The sequence below is a fragment of the Kitasatospora sp. NPDC094015 genome, from assembly GCF_040304075.1.
Classification (GTDB): Bacteria; Actinomycetota; Actinomycetes; order Streptomycetales; family Streptomycetaceae; genus Kitasatospora.
Window position 1 is genome coordinate 1 of the sequence record NZ_JBEOUL010000013.1, and the last position, 20,553, is coordinate 20,553.

16 protein-coding genes are annotated in these 20,553 nt (G+C 74.3%); 8 read left to right on the plus strand and 8 right to left on the minus strand.

Annotation, left to right across the window (positions count from 1 at the left end; all coding sequences use genetic code 11):
- Positions 1–439 precede the first annotated feature (439 nt).
- A complete protein-coding gene (locus tag ABT014_RS17450; protein ID WP_502895013.1) occupies positions 440–742 on the plus strand; it encodes a HEAT repeat domain-containing protein in 303 nt (100 codons plus the stop codon).
- On the opposite strand, the gene ABT014_RS17455 is transcribed toward ABT014_RS17450, so the two are convergent.
- The 5 genes from ABT014_RS17455 to ABT014_RS17475 are packed head-to-tail and all read right to left on the minus strand — an operon-like array spanning position 720 to position 6,312.
- The gene (locus ABT014_RS17455; RefSeq protein WP_350639648.1) at positions 720–2,030 is read right to left on the minus strand and encodes a DUF58 domain-containing protein; all 1,311 of its coding nucleotides are present in this window, start codon (positions 2,028–2,030) and stop codon (positions 720–722) included. The genes ABT014_RS17450 and ABT014_RS17455 overlap by 23 nt on opposite strands.
- Positions 2,031–2,070: 40 nt before the next feature.
- Positions 2,071–3,051, minus strand: a complete 981-nt coding sequence (locus ABT014_RS17460; RefSeq protein ID WP_350639904.1) for an AAA family ATPase — start codon at positions 3,049–3,051, stop codon at positions 2,071–2,073.
- A gap of 41 nt (positions 3,052–3,092) precedes the next feature.
- On the minus strand, positions 3,093–4,364 hold the full coding sequence (locus tag ABT014_RS17465) for a DUF4350 domain-containing protein (RefSeq protein ID WP_350639649.1): 1,272 nt from the start codon (positions 4,362–4,364) through the stop codon (positions 3,093–3,095).
- Positions 4,361–5,029: a DUF4129 domain-containing protein gene (locus tag ABT014_RS17470; protein ID WP_350639651.1), complete on the minus strand. Its 669-nt coding sequence runs from the start codon at positions 5,027–5,029 to the stop codon at positions 4,361–4,363. The genes ABT014_RS17465 and ABT014_RS17470 overlap by 4 nt, the downstream gene beginning before the upstream one ends.
- A gap of 5 nt (positions 5,030–5,034) precedes the next feature.
- Complete coding sequence (locus ABT014_RS17475; RefSeq protein ID WP_350639652.1) at positions 5,035–6,312, minus strand: DUF7847 domain-containing protein; 1,278 nt, start codon at positions 6,310–6,312, stop codon at positions 5,035–5,037.
- A 261-nt stretch (positions 6,313–6,573) separates the two neighbouring features.
- Here ABT014_RS17475 and mtrA point away from each other — a divergent pair, with 261 nt between their 5' ends.
- From mtrA to ABT014_RS17490, 3 genes are read left to right on the plus strand one after another with little or no spacing between them, the layout of a single operon-like run.
- Positions 6,574–7,251 carry an MtrAB system response regulator MtrA gene (gene mtrA / locus ABT014_RS17480; RefSeq protein ID WP_033821070.1) on the plus strand — a complete coding sequence of 226 codons (678 nt, stop codon included), beginning with the start codon at positions 6,574–6,576 and terminating at the stop codon, positions 7,249–7,251.
- Between the two features lie 2 nt (positions 7,252–7,253).
- Entirely contained in the window at positions 7,254–9,398 is a 2,145-nt protein-coding gene (mtrB, locus tag ABT014_RS17485; RefSeq protein ID WP_350639653.1) for an MtrAB system histidine kinase MtrB, read from the plus strand.
- Positions 9,376–11,256: an LpqB family beta-propeller domain-containing protein gene (locus ABT014_RS17490; protein WP_350639654.1), complete on the plus strand. Its 1,881-nt coding sequence runs from the start codon at positions 9,376–9,378 to the stop codon at positions 11,254–11,256. Before mtrB ends, ABT014_RS17490 begins: the two co-directional genes overlap by 23 nt.
- Here ABT014_RS17490 and ABT014_RS17495 read toward each other — a convergent pair.
- On the minus strand, positions 11,244–12,032 hold the full coding sequence (locus ABT014_RS17495) for a ComF family protein (protein ID WP_350639655.1): 789 nt from the start codon (positions 12,030–12,032) through the stop codon (positions 11,244–11,246). The genes ABT014_RS17490 and ABT014_RS17495 overlap by 13 nt on opposite strands.
- 365 nt (positions 12,033–12,397) lie before the next feature.
- On the opposite strand from ABT014_RS17495, the gene hpf reads away from it, so the two are divergent.
- Positions 12,398–13,090, plus strand: a complete 693-nt coding sequence (gene hpf / locus ABT014_RS17500; RefSeq protein WP_350639656.1) for a ribosome hibernation-promoting factor, HPF/YfiA family — start codon at positions 12,398–12,400, stop codon at positions 13,088–13,090.
- A gap of 199 nt (positions 13,091–13,289) precedes the next feature.
- Positions 13,290–14,042, plus strand: a complete 753-nt coding sequence (locus ABT014_RS17505; protein ID WP_350639657.1) for a response regulator — start codon at positions 13,290–13,292, stop codon at positions 14,040–14,042.
- 59 nt (positions 14,043–14,101) lie between these two features.
- On the opposite strand, the gene ABT014_RS17510 is transcribed toward ABT014_RS17505, so the two are convergent.
- Positions 14,102–15,256 (minus strand): winged helix-turn-helix domain-containing protein, encoded by a 1,155-nt coding sequence (locus ABT014_RS17510; protein WP_350639658.1) that lies wholly within the window; start codon positions 15,254–15,256, stop codon positions 14,102–14,104.
- A 320-nt stretch (positions 15,257–15,576) separates the two neighbouring features.
- Here ABT014_RS17510 and secA point away from each other — a divergent pair, with 320 nt between their 5' ends.
- Positions 15,577–18,333, plus strand: a complete 2,757-nt coding sequence (secA, locus tag ABT014_RS17515; RefSeq protein WP_350639659.1) for a preprotein translocase subunit SecA — start codon at positions 15,577–15,579, stop codon at positions 18,331–18,333.
- 108 nt (positions 18,334–18,441) lie between these two features.
- Here secA and ABT014_RS17520 read toward each other — a convergent pair whose 3' ends face one another.
- Entirely contained in the window at positions 18,442–19,071 is a 630-nt protein-coding gene (locus ABT014_RS17520; protein ID WP_350639661.1) for an Rv3235 family protein, read from the minus strand.
- 312 nt (positions 19,072–19,383) lie between these two features.
- On the opposite strand from ABT014_RS17520, the gene ABT014_RS17525 reads away from it, so the two are divergent.
- Complete coding sequence (locus ABT014_RS17525) at positions 19,384–20,487, plus strand: patatin-like phospholipase family protein (protein WP_350639662.1); 1,104 nt, start codon at positions 19,384–19,386, stop codon at positions 20,485–20,487.
- Positions 20,488–20,553 lie beyond the last annotated feature (66 nt).

Here is a 20,553-nt window from a genome sequence, read left to right on the forward strand (position 1 = left end):
CTGCAGGGGGGACCCTGTGGGAGAGTAGGACGCCGCCGAACAATCTTTCAGAGAAGCCCCTCCGGGTCACCCGGAGGGGCTTTTCGCATTCCCGGGCACGAACCTGCGCTCCGGCGCCCGCCATATCCGCTTGCACGTGGGCCCTGGACGGCATTTGGATCACCTGGTGGACGAAGACCGACCGGGCGGTGAGGACCGGACCGCAGCGGCCGGTGACGGACCTGGGTCCGTTCCGGAGCTGGTGGTGCTCTTCCTCGGCTCCGTCGGGGACCGGCGGGTGCACCACGCTGCCACACGGGCGCTGGTGGCCGCGGGCCCCGCGGCGGTCGAGGCGTTGGACCGGTACCTGCCGTGGGAGCGGGGGACCGATGTACGGGTCCGGCGGTCGCTCGTCTGGTTCCATGGCCGTGCGCGGTGCGACCCGACCTACTCCGTGGCCGTGCTGACCGAGTTCCTCAGCGAGCCGGACAGCCGGACCCGGGCGGAAGCGGCTGCTTCACTGGGGCTTCGGGGTGACCCCTCGGCCGGGCCCGTCCTCGTACGGGCGCTGCTTCATCCGGACCGCGAGGTACGGCTGCGGGCCGCGCTGGCGCTGGGCCGGTGCGGCGTCCGGCAGGCCGAGGGGCGGTTGGCGGAGCTGGCCAGGGCCGACCGCGAGCCGGACGTTCGGCAGGTGGCCCGGGTCGCGCTGCGGCTCCTGGCGGGGTCGGGCCGGGGTGTCAGAGGCGGCCGGCGGCCTTGAGGGCGAGGTAGGTGTCGGCGAGCGCGGGGGGCAGTGCGGCCGGGGCTGCGTCGAGGACGGTGACGCCGAGGCGGGTGAGGTGCTCCGCGGTGCGGCGGCGGTCGGCGCGGGTCTGCTCGGCGGCTGCGGCGCCGTAGATCTCCTTCACCGTGCCGCGCGCGGTGGCCAGTTCGTCCAGCCGCGGGTCGGCGACGGAGGCGAGGACGACCTCGTGGCGCTTGGTCAGCATCGGCAGCACCGGGAGCAGGCCCTCCTCGATCGGACGGGCGTCGAGGCCGGTGAACAGCACGATCAGCGACCGGTGCGGCGCCAGGCGCAGCGAGTTGGAGACCAGGGCCCGCATGTCGGTCTCCAGCAGGGCGGGTTCCAGCGTGGCCATCGCCGAGGTGAAGGCGGGCAGCACGTCGGAGGGGGAGCGGCCGAGCACGCTGCCGCGCTTGCGCAGGTCGTGGGCGAGCAGGTCGACCCGGTCGCCGGCCTTGGTGGCCAGCGCGGTGAGCAGCAGGGCGGAGTCCAGGGTGGCGTCCAGGCGCGGCGCGTCGCCGACCCGGCCGGCGGCGGTGCGGCCGGTGTCGAGGACGAGCAGGACGTGCCGGTCGCGTTCGGGGCGCCAGGTGCGGACGGCGACGGTGTTGCGGCGGGCGCTGGCGCGCCAGTCGATCGAGCGGACGTCGTCGCCGGGCAGGTACTCGCGCAGCGAGTCGAACTCGGTGCCCTGGCCGCGGATCAGGACGGCGGTGCGGCCGTCGAGTTCGCGCAGTCGGGCCAGCCGGGACGGCAGGTGCTTGCGGCTGGTGAACGGGGGCAGCGCGCGCAGCGTCCAGGGGACCAGGTGGGAGCCCTGGCGGCCCGCCAGGCCGAGCGGGCCGAGCGAACGGACCGTCACCCGGTGCGCGTGGTGGTCACCGCGTCGGGTGGGGGCCAGCTCGGTGGTCAGCCGGCGCCGCTCGCCGGACGGCACGGTGATGGCGTGCCGGGAGGCGGTCTCGGCGGTGCCGGGGTGCCAGGCGGACGGCGCCCAGGCGTCCCTGACCAGGGCACGCAACGGGCGCCCGGAGGGGTTGGTGACGGTCAGTTCGACCGTGGCGCCCTCGCCGAGGCGGACCGTGGTGGCGCCGCTCCGGCCGAACCGCAGGGTGCGGACCGGAGCGGCGAGGGCCAGGTCGACGAGGACCGCGAGGAGCACCGGCAGGGTGACCGCGCCGATGCCGGCCCAGGAGGGCAGGACGAGGCCCACGACAAGCGCGCCGAGCGCGGCCAGCAGGGCGGTTCGGCCGGTCAGGGCCATGAGCGGGACTCCTTCGGGGATCCTGGGTGGTGCGGCCGGGTCAGCGCGGGGCGGGGGTCTGGGCGAGGACCGCCTGGACCACCGAGTCGGCGGTGACGCCCTCCATCTCGGCCTCGGCGCGCAGCTGGATCCGGTGCCGCAGGGCGGGCAGCGCGAGTGCTTTGACGTCGTCCGGGGTGACGTAGTCGCGGCCGGCCAGCCAGGCCCAGGCACGGGAGGCGTTCAGCAGCGCGGTGGCGCCGCGGGGGGAGACGCCGATGGACAGCGACGGGGACTGGCGGGTGGCCCGGCAGAGGTCGACGATGTACGCCAGCACCTCGGGGGAGACGGTCAGCTTCGCGATCTCGGCGCGGGCGGCGGCCAGGTCGGCGGGGCCGGCGACCGGGCGGACGCCGGCGGCGGCGAGGTCGCGCGGGTCGAAGCCGGCGGCGTGCCGGGACAGCACCTGGAACTCCTGGTCCCGGGTGGGCAGCGGGAGGACGAGCTTGAGCAGGAAGCGGTCGAGCTGGGCCTCGGGCAGCGGGTAGGTGCCCTCGTACTCCACCGGGTTCTGGGTGGCGGCGACCAGGAACGGCTCGGGCAGGGCGCGGGGCTCGCCGTCGACGGTGACCTGGCGCTCCTCCATCGCCTCCAGCAGCGAGGCCTGGGTCTTCGGCGGGGTGCGGTTGATCTCGTCCGCGAGCAGCAGGTTGGTGAAGACCGGGCCGGGCTGGAAGGAGAACTCGGCGGTGCGGGCGTCGTAGACCAGCGAGCCGGTGACGTCGCCGGGCATCAGGTCGGGGGTGAACTGGATCCGCTTGGTGCCCAGGCTCAGTGCGGTCGAGAGGGTGCGCACCAGGAGGGTCTTGGCGACGCCGGGGACGCCTTCGAGCAGGACGTGGCCGCCGCAGAGCAGGGCGACCACCAGGCCGGTGACGGCGGCGTCCTGGCCGACCACGGCCTTGCCGATCTCGGCGCGCAGCGCGGTGAGGGCGGCGCGGGCGTCCGCGGGGGCGGCGGGGGAGTGTGCCGGACCGGGGATGTCGGCCTTGCTGAGGGACGTGCTGGCAGCGGGCTGCTCGGTCACGGCTGTCGTACCTGCCTTTCCAGGGCGTCGAGGTCGTCGGTGAGCCGCAGCAGTGCGGCGTCGTCGGTGGGCGGGCCGCCGTACAGCAGGGCCCGGATGTCGTCGGCCGAGCGTCCGAGGCGGTCGGCGACCGCCGTGCAGAGCGCGATCGGCTCGGGTTGCCCGGCGGCGGTCGGCACCCCGAGTGCGGGGGCGAGCCGGTGGGCGGTGGCCCGGCGCAGCGCGTCGGCGGCCCGGCCGCGGGCCTTGGCGCGGTGGTAGAGCCGGGCCCGGCCTTCTGTGGTCTCGGTGGCCCGGACCACGACGGGCAGCCGCTCGGCGACCACCGGGCCGAGCCGCCGGCCGCGCCACAGGGCGGCCAGGACGGCGGCGACCATCAGCTGGACGGCGGCCCAGTTCCAGCCGGACGGGATGTAGTCCGAGAACTGCTTGCGGTGGGCGGCGGGCGCGGCGGTGTTGTAGTCGGGCAGGTACCAGACCAGGTGCTGGTGGGCGCCGAGCAGGCCGAGCGCGAGGGCGGCGTTGCCGTCGTCGTCGAGCCGGTTGTTGGTGAACGGGCGGCCGGTGCCGAGCACGACGGTGTCGCGGTCGGCGGTGTCGGCGTGCCGGACCAGGCTCTGGTGGCCGTGCCGGGGGTAGCAGCCGGTGTCGCCGGCGCCGGCGTCGTAGAGCAGCCCGCCGAGGTCGGCGGTGTCGGCGCGGACGGCCTCGGGCAGCCGGCAGGCGGGCGGGGTGCTGATCGGGTTGGCCAGGTCGGGGAAGCCGTCCGGCGCGGTGACCAGGGTGGTGCCGCGGGCGAAGGCGTCCAGGGCGCCCTGCTCGGGGGCGATCAGGATCAGGCGGCCGGTGCTGCCGCGGGGGACGGCGCCGAGCCGGGCGAGCTGCGCGGGGCTCAGCAGGTCGGGGCGGGGCAGGACGACGGTGGTGCCGGGCTCGCGCAGGGCGCCGGCGAGCGCGTTCACGTCGTCGACCGTGCGCAGGTCGACGCCTTCGCGTTGGACCAGGACGACGGCGGCCCGGGCGCCCTGCGGGTCGGGCGAGCGCGGGTCCAGCGGGGGCCAGGTGCTGCGGCCGGCGAGGCCGCCGAGCAGCAGGCCGAGCACCACCAGCAGGGCGGCGGTGAGCAGGTACCAGCGCGAGCGCAGCCACAGCCGTCGACGGCCGGGGGCCAGGCTGGTGGAGGCGGGCGGTTCGGGCGTGGCCGGTCCGGCAGCGGCTGCGGGCGCGGGTGCCGGGGCGGGGGGTGCGGCGTGGGGCGCGGTGCTCATGCGGTGCCTCCGGCGGCCGGGGCGAGCGCCGGGCGGGTCGCCCGCAGGGTCCGGTCCAGCTCGGCGAGGGACTGGTAGTCGCCGGCCGCGGCGGTGCGGTCACCGAAGGCGATGTCGTCGAAGGTCCGGGCGGCCGCGGCGAGCGCCGCCGCGTGGGCGGGCAGGGCACGCCCGGCCTCGGCGGCGGCCTCGTCGGCGGTCCGGCCGGGGCGGACGTCGAGCACGGTGCGCTCCTCCAGGTCGCGGACCACGGCCCGCATCTGCTCCCGGACGGCTTCGGGCCACTCGCCCGCGGCGGCGTGCTGCTGGGCCGCGGCGCGGTGCTGGGCGGCGCTGCGGGGCCCGTCGACCTCGAACAGGCCGGTGGTGCTGCGGGCCTGCCGGCCGGGTGCGCCGAGCCGCCACCAGACGGCGGCGACCACGGCGGCCGCCACCAGGAGCAGCAGGACCACGCCGGTGCTGCTGCCGGTGGCCGCTCCCAGGCCGGAGAACAGGTCGGATATCCGGTCGGATATCCAGGTCTCGATGCGTTCCAGCAGGCTCGGGTCGTGCTGGTGGTAGACGGGGTTGAGCAGTTCCTGGCGTGCGGCGTCCCGGGCCTGGTCACGCGGGACGGTGACGGGGGTGCCGCCGGCCAGCAGGGCACCCTCCCCCCAGTTCGGCATCCGGATCAGGCTCCCGGCGGGGTGTTCTGGTGCGGCACGGCGGGGCCGGCCCAGCCGGTGGGCTGCTGGACGCTCACGCCGGCGGCGCGGGCGAGCTCGATGTCGAGCGCCTCGCGGCGGATCCGGCGGTCGATGTAGATCAGCACCGTCATCGCCGCGTTGACCGGGATGGTGATGGTGGAGACCACGGTGCCGCCGACGGCCAGGATCACCATGCCCAGCAGGTTGAGGGCGGCGGTGTTCTCGCCGGCGAGCCGGTCGAAGGCGTCCGGGTTGCCGACCATGGTCGCCAGGAAGGCGAACGGCAGCACGGCCACGCCGGAGACGATGCTGAGGATCAGGCTGGTGAGCAGGTTGATGCCGAGGATCCGCCACCAGGAGCCCTTGACCAGCCGGCGGGAGCGGCTGAGCGAGGTGAGCACGCCCTGGCGCTCCAGCATCAGCGCGGGGCTCGCCAGGCTGAGCGTGATGCCGAGCCAGCAGGCGACGCCGCCGGCGACGAGGGCCATCAGCATCGCGAGCACCGCCACCCCGGGGGTGAAACCGCTGGCGAGGCCGAGCAGGACCGGCGGCACGGCGGCCACCAGGAACACCGCGAGGATGATCAGGAACACCAGGAGCGTGAGCCCGACCAGCCGGCCCAGCTGGCCGCGGGCGGACTGCCAGGCCTGGCGCAGGGTGACCTGCTCGCCGAGCACGCCCTTGCTGACCACGATGGTCAGCAGGCCGCCGACCACGAGCCCGAGCAGCGACTCCAGGGCGAGCGGCACCAGCGCGGCGACCAGCTCCACCCCGACGCTCCCGCTCTGCTGCGCCCACCACTCCAGCACGGTCTTCACGGTCTGGCTGAACGCGGCGAAGCCGAGCGCCAGCGACAGCGTGGTGCGCCAGTACTTGCGCACGGTGGTGACGGCGCCGTCCAGGAGCTCGCCGACGCCCAGCGGGCGCAGCGGGATGACGCCGGGCTTCGGACTCGGCGGGACGCCCCAGCCCGGGTGGCCGCCGTACGGGGGCGGGGGCGGGCCCCAGCCGGGTGCGCCGGGGGCGCCTGCGGGGCCGGGCGCGCCGTAACCAGCGTGACCGGGGTACGGCGGCGGGCCGGGGGTGCCCCACTGGGGGGCGGGCGGGCCGTCCTGCGGGGCGTGCGGCGGCTGCGGTGCGCCGTTCTCGGGGGCGGAGGTCGCCGACGTACCCGGTGCTGCGGCGGGAGCTGCCGCCTGCGGCGGGGCCTCGTCGGCCGGCTCGGGCGAGCCGGGCGAGGTCCAGCCCGGGTTGTCGGTCATCACTGCTCCTTGGGAGTTTCCTGAGGTCGTGGTGGGCAGGAGGGTGATCGGCTACCGGCCGGAAACTGTTCCTGCGCCGCCCATCGTGCCATGGTGGGCCTGGTCACCCCAGGGGTATCCCGTTGCTGATCGACAACGGCCCTCCCGACGCCCGTGAGCTGCGAGATTTGAGGTGTTATGCCCGGTCCCGCGGTGGACCGGAAGCCCCCGGCCGGCGCGACTGTGTGCCAGGTCACAATCCGGTAATGAGAAGATGGAGACATGAAGGGACGCGTCCTCGTCGTTGATGACGACACCGCACTGGCCGAGATGCTCGGCATCGTGCTGCGTGGTGAGGGTTTTGAGCCGTTTTTCGTCGCGGATGGGGACAAGGCGCTAGCCGCGTTCCGGGAGACGAAGCCGGATCTCGTCCTCCTCGACCTGATGCTGCCGGGGCGGGACGGCATCGACGTCTGCCGGCAGATTCGGGCCGAGTCGGGCATTCCGATCGTGATGCTGACCGCGAAGACCGACACGGTCGACATCGTGGTGGGCCTCGAGTCCGGCGCCGACGACTACGTCACCAAGCCGTTCAAGCCCAAGGAGCTGGTCGCCCGGGTCCGGGCGCGCCTGCGACGGGCCGAGGAGCCCACCCCCGAGCAGCTGACCATCGGTGACCTGGTCATCGACGTGGCCGGCCACTCGGTCAAGCGGGACGGCCGGGGCATCCCGCTTACCCCGCTGGAGTTCGACCTGCTGGTCGCGCTGGCCCGCAAGCCCTGGCAGGTGTTCACCCGCGAGGTGCTGCTGGAGCAGGTCTGGGGCTACCGGCACGCGGCCGACACCCGGCTGGTCAACGTCCACGTGCAGCGCCTGCGGTCCAAGATCGAGAAGGACCCGGAGCGCCCGGAGATCGTCGTGACGGTCCGCGGGGTCGGCTACAAGGCGGGGCCCAGCTGAGCATGCGGGACCAGGAAGCTGACGAGTCCCCGTCGGGCATCGGACCCGGCGGGGACGCTGCTGTGCGCGGCGACGTGCTGAGCTCGACCACCCAGGGCCGGCGGCCCCGGAGCGGCCTGGCGGGGCTGATCGCGCTGGTGGCCCGTCAGTTCCGGCGCCCGTTCAACCGCCTGATAGCCGTGTACCGGCGCTCGATCCAGCTGCGGGTGGTCGCCACCACGCTGCTGCTCTCGGTGGCCGTGGTGCTGGTGCTCGGCGTGGTCGTGGTGGCCCAGGTCCGCAACGGGCTGCTGGACACCAAGCGGCACGCCGCGCAGGGCCAGGCCATCGGCGGCTTCCAGATCGAGCAGGACAAGATCAACGAGGCGATGAAGCTCCAGGCCAAGGCCGGGGCCAACGCCGACCCGGCCCGGGACGAGATCGGGGCCTGGCTGAACAAGCAGGTCACCGACCTGTCCAGCGGCGGCGCCGGGGTCTACTCGGTGATCGCCATCCTGCCCGCCCCGCAGACCGAGGGCGGTTCCGAGACGGTCTTCCGGGGCGCCTGGTACTCGGGCGACATCCTCCCGATCAGCATCACCCGGCAGCTGCGGGACGACGTCGCCGCCCAGCCGGAGATCCTGCACGAGCAGACCACGATGATCCACCGCGGCGACGGCAACGGCGGCCAGACCTCGGACGAGAAGGGCCTGGTGATCGGGAAGCAGTTCAAGGGCCCCGACGCCTCCGGCACCGAGTACCAGCTCTACTACGTCTTCTCGCTCGGCCAGGAGACCGACACCCTCGGCCTGGTGGTCGGCACCCTCGCCACCGCCGGCGTCTTCCTGGTGATGCTGCTCGGCGGGATCGCCTGGCTGGTGGTCCGCCAGGTGGTGACCCCGGTCCGGATGGCCGCCGGGATCTCCGAGCGGCTGGCCGCCGGCCACCTCGAGGAGCGGATGAAGGTCACCGGCTCCGACGACATCGCCCGGCTCGGCGACTCGTTCAACCGGATGGCCAACGGCCTCCAGGCGCAGATCAGGCAGCTGGAGGAGCTCTCCCGGGTGCAGCGCCGGTTCGTCTCGGACGTCTCGCACGAGCTGCGCACCCCGCTCACCACGGTCCGGATGGCCGCCGACCTCATCTACGACAGCCGGGACGACCTGGACCCGATGGCGGCCCGCTCGGCCGAGCTGCTCCAGGAGCAGCTGGACCGCTTCGAGTCGCTGCTCGCCGACCTGCTGGAGATCAGCCGCTTCGACGCCGGCGCCGCGATCCTGGACGCCGAGCCGGTGGACCTGCGGGACATCGTGGGCCGCGTGGTCGAGGCGGCCGACCCGCTGGCCCGTGCCAAGGGCAGCGCGGTGATCATCCGCGGCGGCGAGGACCCGGTGGTGACCGAGGTCGACGCCCGCCGGATCGAACGGATCCTGCGCAACCTGGTGGTCAACGCGCTCGAGCACGGGGAGGGCCGCGACGTGGTGATCCGGCTCGGCTCCGGCGAGGGTGCGGTCGCGGTCGGCGTCCGGGACTACGGCATCGGCCTCAAGCCGGGCGAGGCGTCCCGGGTGTTCCACCGCTTCTGGCGGGCCGACCCGTCCCGGGTGCGGACCACCGGCGGCACCGGCCTCGGCCTGTCCATCGCGGTCGAGGACGCGCACCTGCACGGTGGCTGGCTGCAGGCCTGGGGCGAGCCGGGTGGCGGCTCGCACTTCCGGCTGACCCTGCCGCGCACCCGGGGCGGCGAGCTGATCCGGGCGCCGTTCCGGCTCGAACCGGAGGACTCCCGGCACAACCGCGGGCTGGCCTCCACCGGCGCCCCCTACCGGCGCTCCCAGCGGCCGGCCGGGGCCACCGCGCTGACTTCGACCGACGAGCACATCGGGGCGCCGGCCGACGCCCCGGAGACCCCGGAGGGCGCCGCGCAGGGCTTCGGCAGCGGTCTCGGCGGGGTGCTCAGCATCGGCCCCGGGCTGGGCCGTGCCCCCGCGGCACCGACGGCCGACCCGTCGGACGTCCGCTCGGCGGCCGGAGGGTACGGTGCCATCGGTGCCCAGGTGGTGGTCGACCGGCCGACCGGACGGCCGAGCACGCAGCAGGCCTCCGGGGCGCAGGCGCCGGGGAGCGACGAGGAGGGGACCGACGGTGCGACGGACAGGCAGCGGTAGGACCGGCATCCGGCCCGCCGCCGCGGCGGTCTGGGGCACCGTGGTCGCCTTCCTGGTCACCGGCTGCGTCGGGATGCCCGAGGGCGGCCCGCCCGAGCGGGTGGAGATACCCCAGGGCGCCGGCGCCGAGAACCTCCAGGTCCGGGTCTACCCGGTGGCCCCGTACAAGGGCGAGTCCCCGCGGGACCTGCTGGCCGGCTTCCTGAACGCCTCCAACGCGGACGAGCCGACCTACCGCACCGCGAAGAAGTACCTGACCGCGTCGGCCGGCGACCGCTGGCAGCCCGAGGCCGGGGTCTCGGTGCTGGACAGCCAGGGCCAGACCGGCGCGCCGCCGCCGGAAGGCGCCGCGTCCACCGAGATCACCGTCACCGGCGGCCTGGTCGGCACGCTGGACGGCAAGCAGTCCTACCAGTCCGCGGCCGACGGCGAGCAGTTCCGCCAGACGTTCACCTTCGTCAAGGAGGACGACGGACCGGACAAGGGCGAGTGGCGGATCGACCGGCTGCCGGACGGCCTGATCGCCGACCAGACCACCTTCAAGAACGGCTACCGGGCCGTCCACCGCTACTTCTACGCGCTCACCGACCCCTCGGCCGAGCACCCGCAGGCCGGGGCGGTGCTGATCCCCGACCCGATCTACCTGCGGCGCCGGGTGGACCCGCTGACGGCCGCCGCCAAGGCGCTGGCGGCCGGCCCCTCGACCTGGCTCGCGCCGGCGGTGTACTCGCCGCTGGACGGGGTCAGGATCACGGCGCCGGTCGCGGTCAGCGACAGCAAGGTGGCCACGGTCAAGGTGGACGTGCCGGACTTCGGCGGCCGGTCCGAGCTGTGCCAGCAGATGGCCGGGCAGCTCTACCACACCCTCGCCGACCAGCAGGGCAAGGCGCCGATCCAGCGCCTGGAGCTGAGCGGGGTCAAGGGCGGATGCGCGATCGGCGCGGACGCGGCGGCCCGGATCGCGCCGGGCAGCCTCGCCGGCGAGAACGGCTCGCAGCAGTACTACCAGCTGGACGACGGCCGGATGATGGTCGCGCAGGGGGACGGGCAGGGCCGCGCGGTGGCCGGGCCGCTGGGCCAGCCGTCCCCGACCGGGCAGACCGGCAAGGCGACGCCCGGCACCTTCGCGGTGCGCCGCGACGGCGGCGCGGTGGCCGTGATCGGCGCGGACGGGCGGAACCTCCAGGTGGTGGGGACGGGGGAGGGCGACAAGCTCGGTACGCCCGTCCTGAGCAGCCGCGCGCCCACCCCCGAGCAGGGGCTCGCCTCGCCGAGCTGGGACGGCAGGCAGGACCTGTGGCTGGTCGACCGGGACCCGGCCGGGTCCCGGGTGCTGATGGTGCGCGGCGGCAAGGTCGTCGAGGTGCCGGTCGCCGGCCTGGCGGGCCGTACGGTGAAGTCGCTCAAGGTCTCCTCGGACGGCGTGCGGATCGCCCTGGTGCTGAGCAACCCGAAGGACAACGCGCAGACCGTGGAGCTCGGCCTGCTGACCCACCGCGGCACCGCCGCCGACCCGAAGGCGGACATCACCGGGCTGCGGCCGGTGGCCCCGCTGCTGACCGACGTGGCCTCGGTCGCCTGGGCGGACACCGACCAGCTGCTGCTGCTCGGCAAGGAGAAGGGCAAGCTCCAGCAGCTCCACTACCTGGGCACCGACGGGTCGCAGAGCAGTGACTCGCCCCTGCAGGGCGGCGAGTCGATGACCTCGGTCTCCGCCACCGAGGACCGGGACGGGGACGTCGTGCCGACCGTGCTGGCCGTCTCGGACCGCCGGATCTACCGGCTCCAGGGCACCCAGTGGCGCGAGGTGCCGGTGCCGCAGGAGCACCCGGCGCTCTCCTTCAGCTACCCCGGCTGAGCCGGCCCGAACGCCGCCCGGCCCGGCGGCGCGGGGCGGGGGGAGCGGTGCGCCGCCCGCGCGCCGGGCGGCCGCTGCGCGCGCCTGGCGACGGCCGCGACCGTGGCCGCCGCCTCCGGCGGGTGGCCGGCCGCCGCCAGCGCCCGGGCCGCCTCGGCCAGGCTGGCACCGCTGGTCACCAGGTCGTCCACCAGCACCAGCCGGCGCCCCCGCCCGGCCCGGACCAGCAGCCGGCCCGGCCGGGGAGGCACCACGAGCGCCCCGTGCAGGTTGCGCCGCCGCTCGGCCGCGCCGAGGCCCGCCTGGTCGGCCACCCGCCGGATCTGCCGCAGGGCGGGGACGACGACGGCGGGCCGGCCGGTGCGACGCAGCTCCCCGGCGGCCGCCCGTGCGAGGCGCAGCATCGGATCGTGGCCCCGGGCGCGCACCGAGCGCCGGGTGGAGGGCACCGGCACCAGCAGCAGGGCGCCCGGGCCGGCCGCCGCCGACCGCACCGACGCGGCCAGCAGGACGCCGAGCGGCCGGGCCAGCCGCAGCGCGCCCCGCTCCTTGTGGGCGATCAGCAGGCCGCGCAGCGGTTCGCCGTACCGCCCCGCGGCGTGCACCGGGGGCAGCCCGGCCGGTGCCGGGCAGGGGGTGGCGGGACCGGGCCGGGCGGCCGCCAGCACGCCCCGGCAGGCCGGGCAGAGCGGGCCCCGGCCGCCCGGGCAGCCCGCGCAGGCGGCGGGCAGCAGCAGGTCGAGCAGGTCACGGAGGGCGGCGGGCAGATCGGTCATATCGGCGCCTTCCGGGGGGTGGCGGAGCGGCGATTTGCGCCATACGGTTGACCACCCTGGCGGTGTTGTCCAGCCGTTTACCCTTCTTTCACCCGTAGGAGGGTAAACAGAGGGCAACAGTCGTGCCGCCGGTTCTCCCTCGTTACGTTGTTCGACTGGGGAGGCGGAATCCCCCTGTGGGGTGTCTCATAAGGCCAGAGGGGGTTTCAAGCGCTCCTGGTGGGGAGGAAGTGAGGTGAGGGCCAGTCGCGCTCGCCGTTCCCGGCGACGCTGGGGCCGGTGACTGATTGGCTGGTCCGGCTGGGTCTCAGGCCGATCCGGTATGCACTCCGGTTCGGCGACAGCACAAGGGATCGGAGTTCTGCGTGGACATCGTCGTCAAGGGCCGCAAGACCGAGGTGCCCAAGAGGTTCCGCGAGCACGTGGCCGAGAAGCTGGAGAAGGTCCAGAAGTTTGACGGCAAGGTGATCAGCCTCGACGTCGAGGTGTCCAAGGAACACAACCCGCGCCAGGCCGACCGCTCGGAGCGGGTCGAGATCACCCTCCGTACCCGTGGCCCCGTGATCCGGGCCGAGGCCGCCGCTGCCGACCCGTACGCGGCCCTCGACCTGGCATCGGCGAAGCTGGACGCGCAGCTGCGCAAGTCCGCCGACCGCCGCCGGGTGCACAAGGGCGGCAACGGCCGCACCCCGATCAGCGTCGCGGAGGCGACGGCGGCGCTGGCGGCGCTCCCCGAGACGGCCCGACCCGAGGCCGGTACCAACGGGGCGGCCCGCAAGACCAAGATGGGATCGCTGGAGGTGGAGGGCGACGGACCGCTCGTCGTCCGGGAGAAGACGCACCCCGCCGGGCCGATGTCGCTCGACCAGGCGCTGTACGAGATGGAGCTCGTCGGCCACGACTTCTACCTGTTCGTGGAGAAGGACAGTGGGCTGCCGAGCGTGGTGTACCGCCGGCACGGCTACCACTACGGCGTGATCCACCTCAAGGAGGACCACAACGCCCAGAGCGACGCCGGTGGAGCCGGTGGCGCGATCGGCGGGCCGGACGAGGACTGACGGTCCGTCCGCCGGGTCGCGGGGCTCCGTAGCCGCTGCGACGACCGGCACAACTCGTAGGACAGGGAACACCGGTGACCCCGGCGGCCGTGGCCGCCGGGGTCACCCAGCTGGGCGGTCCGACGGCGGAGGGTGATCGCCCGGCCCACTGCCGTGGAATGATGGGCCCGACATCGACCGGCAGCCGGGGGAGGAGCGGATGGGCGATCCATTCAGCCAGGGTGGGGGAGGCGGCCGGGAGGGCGGTCGGGGCGAGGGCCGGGAGCCCGAGTACGCACCGCACCGCACCGAGCCGATCCGGGTCCTGGTGGTGGACGATCACGCACTGTTCCGCCGGGGCCTGGAGATCGTGCTGGCCGAGGAGGAGGACATCACCGTCATCGGCGAGGCCGGTGACGGCGCCGAGGCCGTGCTCAAGGCCGCCGACCTGCTGCCGGACATCATCCTGATGGACGTCAGGATGCCGCGCCGCAGCGGGATCGAGGCCTGCACCGCGATCAAGGACGTGGTCCCCAGCGCCAAGATCATCATGCTGACGATAAGCGACGAGGAGGCCGACCTCTACGAGGCGATCAAGGCGGGGGCCACCGGCTACCTGCTCAAGGAGATCTCCACGGACGAGGTCGCGACCGCGATCCGCGCGGTGGCGGACGGCCAGTCGCAGATCAGTCCCTCGATGGCCTCCAAGCTGCTCACCGAGTTCAAGTCGATGATCCAGCGCCGGTCCGACGACCGGGAGTTGGTGCCGGCACCGCGGCTCACCGACCGGGAGCTGGAGGTGCTCAAGCTGGTGGCCACCGGGATGAACAACCGGGAGATCGCCAAGGAGCTGTTCATCAGCGAGAACACCGTGAAGAACCACGTCCGCAACATCCTGGAGAAGCTGCAGCTGCACTCCAGGATGGAGGCCGTGGTCTACGCGATGCGCGAGAAGATCCTCGAAATAGGCTGACCACAGGGGCCGTTGGGCCCGAACCGACCGGGTCCAACGGCGGCGGCCGGGCCCCCGGCTCAGCCGTCCAGCAGCGCCCGCAGCGCCGGGCGCAGCCGTTCGTCGTCCAGGGTCTCGACCCGGACGGCGTCGCAGCCCACCCAGGCGGCCGCCTCGCGCAGCGCCGCGGCCAGCGGCTCCAGGTACGCGGGCGAGTCCAGCGAGACCTGACGGGCCACCAGGGTCCGGCCCTCGCGGGCCGGGTCGACCCGGCCGACGAGTCGGCCGCGGGCGAGCAGCGGCATGGCGAAGTACCCGTGCACCCGCTTGTGCTTGGGGGTGTACGCCTCGAGCCGGTGCGTCATGCCGAAGATCCGCTCGGTGCGGGCGCGGTCCCAGACCAGCGAGTCGAACGGGGAGAGCAGGGTGGTGCGGTGCCGCCCGCGCGGCGCGGTGGCCAGCGCGGCCGGGTCGGCCCAGGCGGGGGCGCCCCAGCCGGCCACCTCCACCGGGACCAGGCCGGAGTCCGCCACCACGGCGTCGAACTGGACCGCCTTGAGCCGGTGGTAGTCCATCAGGTCGGCCCGGGTGGCCACCCCGAGCGCCGCGCCGGCCTGGGCGACCAGCTGCCGCAGGCAGTCGGCGTCGCTCGGGTCCTGCTCGAACAGGGCCTGCGGGACGGCCTGCTCGGCCAGCCGGTAGACCCGCTTCCAGCCCCGGCGCTCGGTGCAGACCACGTCGCCGAAGGAGAGCGCCCGCTCCACCGCGATCTTGGTGTCGGACCAGTCCCACCACTCCGCCGTCCGCTTGGCGCCGCCCAGCTCGGTGGAGGTCAGCGGGCCCTCGGCGCGCAGCTTCTCGAGCACCTGCCGGTAGGTCGCCTCGGTGACCTGGTGGCCCCAGAGGTTGCCGCGGGCGCGGTACGCCCGGCGCCGGAAGGCGAACAGCGGCCACTCCTCGATCGGCAGGATGCAGGCGGCGTGCGACCAGTACTCGAAGGTGCCGGCGCCGCCCCAGTAGGCCTGCTCGACCGCCGGCCGGCCGACCGCGCCGAGCCGGGCGTACGGGACCAGCTCGTGCGAGCGGGCCAGCACCGAGATGGTGTCCAGCTGGACGGCGCCGAGGTGGCGCAGCAGCCCGCGGACCCCGGAGCGGCGGTCCGGGGCGCCGAGCAGACCCTGGGCGCGGAGGGCGATCAGGCGGGCCTGGTCGGCGGAGAGGCTCGTGGCGGTCATGCCGGGCAGGGTAGGCCCCGGCACCGACAACCGGGCCCGTCCGGCGCAGGACGGCCGGGGGAAAGGAGGGGAGGACGACCGGGGAAAGGAGGGGAACCCTTCGGCCCCCCGGGCGGTTGAGCAGTGCACGGAGAACGGCTCGGTGACCGTTTTGCCCCGGCGGGTGGCGCTAATCGGTGCTTTGCCCACGCGGGTGACACGGGAATACCGTGCTGACGCACCTCCCGACGGCTTGTCCTCCTCGCATACGATGACCGTACGGTGGGGTAGGTCTCGCCGTGCTGTAGTCCAGAGCCGATCCAGGCAAGGAGCCCGCCCAAGTGTCCGTCTTCGACAAGATCCTGCGCGCAGGCGAAGGTAAGACCCTTCGCAAGCTGCAGCGGATTGCTGCCCAGGTCAACTCGATCGAAGAGGACTTCGTCAACCTCACCGACGACGAGCTGCGGGCGCTGACCGACGAGTACAAGTCCCGGCTGGCGGAAGGCGAGTCGCTCGACGACCTGCTCCCCGAGGCGTTCGCCACCGTACGCGAGGCGTCCAAGCGCGTGCTCGGGCAGCGCCACTACGACGTCCAGCTGATGGGTGGCGCGGCGCTGCACTTCGGCCACGTCGCCGAGATGCGCACCGGTGAGGGCAAGACCCTGGTGGGCACCCTGCCGGCGTACCTCAACGCGCTGACCGGCAAGGGCGTGCACCTGATCACGGTCAACGACTACCTCGCCGAGCGTGACTCGGAGTGGATGGGCCGGGTGCACCGCTTCCTCGGCCTCGAGGTCGGCGTGATCCTCGCCAACATGTCGCCGGCCGAGCGCAAGCGCCAGTACGGGATGGACATCACGTACGGCACCAACAACGAGTTCGGCTTCGACTACCTGCGCGACAACATGGCCTGGTCGCAGGACGAACTGGTGCAGCGCGGCCACAACTTCGCGATCGTCGACGAGGTCGACTCGATCCTGATCGACGAGGCCCGTACGCCGCTGATCATCTCCGGCCCGGCGGACCAGGCCACCAAGTGGTACAGCGACTTCGCCAAGCTGGTCCAGCGCCTCAAGCGCGACCGCGACTACGAGGTCGACGAGAAGAAGCGCACCGTCGGCGTGCTGGAGGAGGGTGTCACCCGGGTCGAGGACTACCTGGGCATCGACAACCTCTACGAGTCGGTGAACACCCCGCTGGTCGGCTTCCTCAACAACGCCATCAAGGCCAAGGAGCTCTACAAGAACGACAAGGACTACGTCGTCATGAACGGCGAAGTCATGATCGTTGACGAGCACACCGGCCGCATGCTCGCCGGCCGCCGCTACAACGAGGGCATGCACCAGGCGATCGAGGCCAAGGAGGGGGTGGAGGTCCAGAACGAGAACCAGACGCTGGCCACCATCACCCTGCAGAACTTCTTCCGGCTGTACGGCAAGCTCTCCGGCATGACCGGTACCGGCACCACCGAGGCCGCCGAGTTCCACCAGATCTACAAGCTCGGCGTGGTGCCGATCCCGACCAACAAGAACCCGCTGCGGATCGACCAGCCCGACCTGATCTACAAGTCCGAGCCGGCCAAGTTCGCCGCCGTGGTCGAGGACATCGCGGAGCGTCACGCCAAGGGCCAGCCGGTGCTGGTCGGCACCGTGTCGGTGGAGAAGTCCGAGTACCTCTCCCAGGAGCTGCGCAAGCGCGGCGTGCCGCACGAGGTGCTGAACGCCAAGCACCACGAGCGCGAGGCGCAGATCGTCGCGCAGGCCGGCCGCAAGGGCGCCGTCACCGTGGCCACCAACATGGCCGGCCGCGGCACCGACATCAAGCTCGGCGGCAACCCCGAGTACCTGGCCGCCGCGGACCTGGCCCAGCGCGGGCTGAACGAGGAGGACACGCCGGAGGAGTACGCGGCGGCCTACCCGAGCGCGCTGGACAAGGCCAAGGAGGCCGTCAAGGTCGAGGAGGCGGAGGTCCAGGAGGCCGGCGGCCTCTACGTCCTGGGCACCGAGCGGCACGAGTCCCGCCGGATCGACAACCAGCTGCGCGGCCGCTCCGGCCGTCAGGGCGACCCGGGCGAGTCCCGGTTCTACCTGTCGCTGGGCGACGACCTGATGCGCCTGTTCAAGGCCGGCATGGTCGAGCGCGTGCTGTCGATGGCGAACGTCCCCGAGGACGTGCCGATCGAGTCGAAGATGGTCACCCGGGCGATCGCCTCCGCGCAGACCCAGGTCGAGCAGCAGAACTTCGAGATCCGCAAGAACGTCCTCAAGTACGACGAGGTGCTCAACCGCCAGCGCGAGGTCATCTACACCGAGCGCCGCCGGGTCCTGGAGGGCGAGGACCTGCAGGAGCAGATCGGCCACTTCATGGACGACACCGTCGCGGCCTACGTCGCCGCCGCGACCGGTGAGGGCTTCGAGGACGACTGGGACCTGGACAAGCTCTGGACGGCCCTCAAGCAGCTCTACCCGGTCACCCTCGACCTGGACGAGCTGGAGGAGGAGGCGGGCGGCCCGGCCGCACTGACCCCGGACTACCTGACCAAGGTGCTCCAGGAGGACGTGCAGTCGCAGTACGGCGCCCGCGAGGACCAGCTCGGCGAGCAGATCATGCGCGAGCTGGAGCGCCGCGTGGTGCTCTCGGTGCTGGACCGCCGCTGGCGCGAGCACCTCTACGAGATGGACTACCTGCAGGAGGGCATCGCGCTGCGCGCCTACGCTCAGCGCGACCCGCTGGTCGAGTACCAGCGCGAGGGCTTCGACCTGTTCTCCGCCATGATGGAGGGCATCAAGGAGGAGTCCATCGGCTACCTGTTCAACCTGGAGGTCCAGGTCGAGCAGCAGGTCGAGGAGGTCCCGGTCGCGGACTCCGACTCCCCGCTCTCGCTGGAGAAGGACCCCCGCCCGGAGATCAAGGCCAAGGGCCTGGAGGCGCCGCAGCGCAAGAAGCTGCACTACGTCGCCCCCTCGGACGAGATCGGCGGCGGCGTGGTCGAGGGTGACTTCGAGGACGGCGTGCCGGACGAGGGCGACGGGCTGACCCGTGCCGAGCGCCGCAAGGCCGCCAAGTCGGCCAAGGGCGGCCGCCGCCGCAAGGTCTGACCGAGCAGGCAGACAGTCCGACAGGGCGCCGCTCCCCGCGTGGGGGCGGCGCCCTGTCGCGTACCCGGTCGGGGGTACCGGGGGCGGCCGGGTGGCCGCGGCGGCCGCTCAGCGGGCCTCCACGGCGGCGCACTGCCACTGCTGGGTCTGGCGGTGCTGCTCCAGCCGGAAGGCGACCATGTGGTGGCGCGGGCCGAACTCCACCCGGACGCAGACCTCCAGGGCCCCGCTGCCGGGCGCGGAGTCGTAGACCCGGCCGAGTCTGGTGCGCGGCGGCCGGCCGTGCGGGCGCAGCGGGCCGCTGCGGACCAGGGCGACGATCTGCTGGTAGCCGCGCAGCGTGGTGTGGCGCTGCAGCTGGCCGACCGGGCGGGCGCCGGTGAGCACCTCGACCAGGCGGTGCGCGAAGCGGGTGGCCAGTTCGCCCTGTCCGGCCCCCTGCGCCGGGGCGCACGCCGCCCGGGGGTGGCGCGGGGTGCGCGGGGGCGCCGCGCGGGCGTGCGGTGCGGCAGGGGTGGTGCAGGCGGTGACCGGGTGCGGGTGGCGCACCGGGCGGCGCGGGCGCTGCCGTCCGGGGGCGGGCACCAGCGGGCGGACGCGGGGCGCGGGCTGCGGCACGACGGCCGGGGCCGGTGCGGCGACCGGGGCAGGTGTGACGGGCGGCGTCGCGGCCGGCGCGGCCGGGCCGGCCGGCCCGGCTTCCGGTGCGGCGACGGTCAGGGTGGTGGCTTCGGGCACGGCGGACCTCCGGTGGGTGTGGCGGCGGCGGGTCCTTTGGTACCGACGGCGGCCGGGCGGCGGCAAGCGCCCGGCGCGCGCGGCCGCCACCCGCCTCCGTGTCACCTATCCGAGTGAGGCCGGCGGCGCGGCGGGCCGCGGCACCGGCCCGCCGCCCGGGGCCGGGTGGGACCCCGTGGCCGGCTCCGGTGGCCCGAAGGGGTACGGGTGAGGGGTGCGAACGGGCGTTGCCCTACCGGGACTACCGGCAGGTAGGGCGCAGTATCGGGGAGGCGGATTCGGCGACGAGGCGGGCGGTGCGGCGTGACCCAGGTGTCTACCGGAGACGACCGGCCGGCCCGTGGCGGGCCGGCCGCCGAACGCGCGGCGGGGGGCGGCCGGGCCGGGGCAGGGGTCGGGCCGAGGCGCGGCCTGGTCCTGGGCGGCGGCGGGATGCTCGGCGCGGCCTGGACGGTGGGGGCGCTGTGCGCGGTCGAGGAGGCCACCGGCTGGCGGCCCGGCAGCGCCGAGATCGTGCTCGGCACCTCGGCCGGCGCGCTGCTGGGCGCCCTGCTGGCGGCCGGGGTCCAGCCCGGGGAGCTGCGCGACCACCAGCTCGGCCGGCCGGTCACCACCGGGCCGCTGGTCGGGGTGGAGTTCGACTACGACACGGTGGTCGGCGGGGCGCTCCCGCCGCGTCCGCAGGCCGGCATCGGCTCCCCGGGGCTGCTGCGGGACGCCGTCCGGCACCCGCGGGACTACCCGTTCCTGACCATGGTCTCGGCCGCGGTGCCGCCCGGGCGGGGCTCGGTCGCGCCGATCGGGGACCTGGTCCGCGGCCTGCTCGGGGACGGTGACTGGCCGGCCGGCAGCGGGCTGCGGGTGGCCGCGGTGGACTACCGCTCCGGGCAGCGGGTGGCCTTCGGCGATCCGGAGGCGCCGGTGGCCGCGGTGGCGGAGGCGGTGATGGCCTCCTGCGCGATCCCCGGCTGGTTCGCCCCGGTGGAGGTGGCCGGCGGCCGGTACGTGGACGGCGGCTGCTGGTCGGCGACCAACGCCGACCTGATGGCCGGCCGCGGGCTGGACGAGGTGTACGTGCTGGCGCCGATGGGCGTGCGGCTGCACCCCGCCGGGCGGGCCGAACCGGGCCGCGGCACCGTGGCCGCGCTGCGCGAGTGGCGGGCGCGCGACCGCCCGCGTGGGGTGCTGGCCCAGCTGCTCAGCCGGTACCGGCGCGCGGTCACCCGCCAGCTGCTGCGCGAGGTGCGCCAGTTGCGGGCGGTGGGCACCCGGGTCCAGCTGCTGGCGCCGACCCAGGCCGACCTGGCGGTGATGGGGCCGAACATGATGGACCCGGCCCGGCGCGGCCCGGTGCTCGAATCGGCGCTGCGCACCAGCCGGGCCGCCCTCACCGCCCTCGCGGCGCCCGCCGGCTGACCCGGCGCCCGTACCGGGGCGGCCCGATGCGGTGCCGAGGTGATCACCCGGGCCGTATTCTTGGGG